The sequence below is a fragment of the Enterobacter sp. SECR19-1250 genome (assembly GCF_013391025.1).
In the GTDB taxonomy this organism is placed as follows: Bacteria; Pseudomonadota; Gammaproteobacteria; order Enterobacterales; family Enterobacteriaceae; genus Enterobacter; species Enterobacter cloacae.
The window spans coordinates 1-1,533 of sequence record NZ_JACASJ010000249.1 but is presented as its reverse complement, the minus strand read 5'-3'; the positions used below and the strand labels follow the sequence as shown (position 1 = coordinate 1,533).

At 47.4% G+C, this 1,533-nt stretch carries 3 protein-coding genes; all 3 read right to left on the bottom strand.

Annotated elements, in window-relative coordinates:
* Window positions 1-47 precede the first annotated feature (47 nt).
* Window positions 48-410: a FimD/PapC N-terminal domain-containing protein gene (locus HX884_RS26350; RefSeq protein ID WP_306173226.1), complete on the bottom strand. Its 363-nt coding sequence runs from the start codon at window positions 408-410 to the stop codon at window positions 48-50.
* A gap of 23 nt (window positions 411-433) precedes the next feature.
* Window positions 434-1,108: a molecular chaperone gene (locus tag HX884_RS26345; protein WP_047024368.1), complete on the bottom strand. Its 675-nt coding sequence runs from the start codon at window positions 1,106-1,108 to the stop codon at window positions 434-436.
* Window positions 1,109-1,169: 61 nt separating this feature from the next.
* Window positions 1,170-1,533 (bottom strand): fimbrial protein (locus HX884_RS26340; RefSeq protein WP_178329029.1); only part of this gene is annotated, 364 nt, incomplete at its 5' end.

Genomic DNA, 1,533 nt, shown 5'->3' with positions numbered 1-1,533 from the left:
CATCGGGCATTATCTGAACATAAAACACTATCAATAAGTTGGAGTCATTACCCGAATTTTTCGGTATTAATACCGAAGCTTTTTAACTGGGCGGCGCTAAGGCACGGCTGCAGGGTTGATTTACCGCTGGCGTCTTTCTTCAGCGTGAACTCAATCTCTTTGCTTGCCACTTTATTATTGTTGACGTAAACGTCAACGTGATATTTACCGGGAGCCTGACCGGGACCAATCTCATAAATACTGAGGTCGGTTTTACCCTGACCTGGGTTATCAATATCCAGTAGCGCCGGGTTGAAATAATCATCGGCCAGAACTTTTTGCACGCACACACCCAACAGCGTGCAGCCCAATGCAATAAGCATTGAGCGTCCGTGCTGTTTGGGTGGTTTGGTGGAGTAGTCCCAGCTCATAATAATTTTCGCTATTCCAGACGTTATTTAATCTGTGCGCTATAGGACTGGCTAATACCGCCGTAATCATTGATGATTTTCCAGGTCACGGTGTGTGCTGTAATATTTCCTGGTGTCGCGAAATGGGTTTCACTTTTTGGGCCGGCATAGGTGGCTTTATCGACCTTTTTACCGTCGAGCGTTATTTCCTGGAAATTCATATAAAACGGCGTGGGGTTTTCGACAATCAGCTGGTTTCCCCGGGTGTGCCAGGATAATTGCGTGGCAACATCTTCCGGTTTTCCGGTAATACCTGACGGACGATAAAGCAGCTTAATACGGGTTTTAATCGCAATCTGCAGCGTATTAACGCTCTCATTGCGCGCAGAAGAGGGGATGGATTTAATATTCAACCAGAACAGCGATTCGCGATCGGCAGGTAAGTTTCCCCCGGTTCTGATGATGCGCAGAACGTTCTCTTGCTTCGCATCAAGGCGAAACAGCGGCGGCGTGATCAGGAACGGCGCTTTCTCACGTGCGTTATCTTCGGTTTCGACCCATGACTGCACCAGATAATCGAGATTGTCCGGGTTGGTGATCCCAATAGAGGATTCTTTTTTACTTTCTGGGTAGACCACGCGTGTGCCGCCAATGGTAATACCCGCATGGGCAACGGAGGCAATAAATAAAAAAGAGGAGGCCAGAAGATATTTTCGCATAGTGACACCGTAATAAAGCAATAACAGATATTAGCCACTGGGGTAGCTAATATCTGTTTTATTAGTTGTAAACAATAGTGAAGGTAGAAGCGGCATTCGCCAGTCCGGCAGACACCGTTCCTCCGGTCTGGATATAACGTGCACCAAACTGCAGATCGTTTGTTGTGGTACCTGGCGTGAGCGTATATGCAGCAGAGGCCGTATATAAACTCAGTGGATTTTCTGTTTTATCCAGCAACTGAACACCCACTCCTGACGCCGAACCGGTTCCTGATGTCACAGCAAGAATATCTTTGTTGTTACTGTCAGGCGTCCCGCCGAATGTCACCGAGGCGCTGGTAACCGTTTCAGGACAATCTTTTAACTGAATAGGCTTTGTTGAATAAATCAGATTTCGGGTAAGTCTCCCCCGTAGCGGGTTGTGT

What these genes read in the sequence shown, in the direction of transcription:
- HX884_RS26350 (WP_306173226.1), bottom strand. Translation starts at nt 410, where the DNA reads ATGAGCTGGGACTACTCCACCAAACCACCCAAACAGCACGGACGCTCA.
- HX884_RS26345 (WP_047024368.1), bottom strand. Translation starts at nt 1,108, where the DNA reads ATGCGAAAATATCTTCTGGCCTCCTCTTTTTTATTTATTGCCTCCGTT.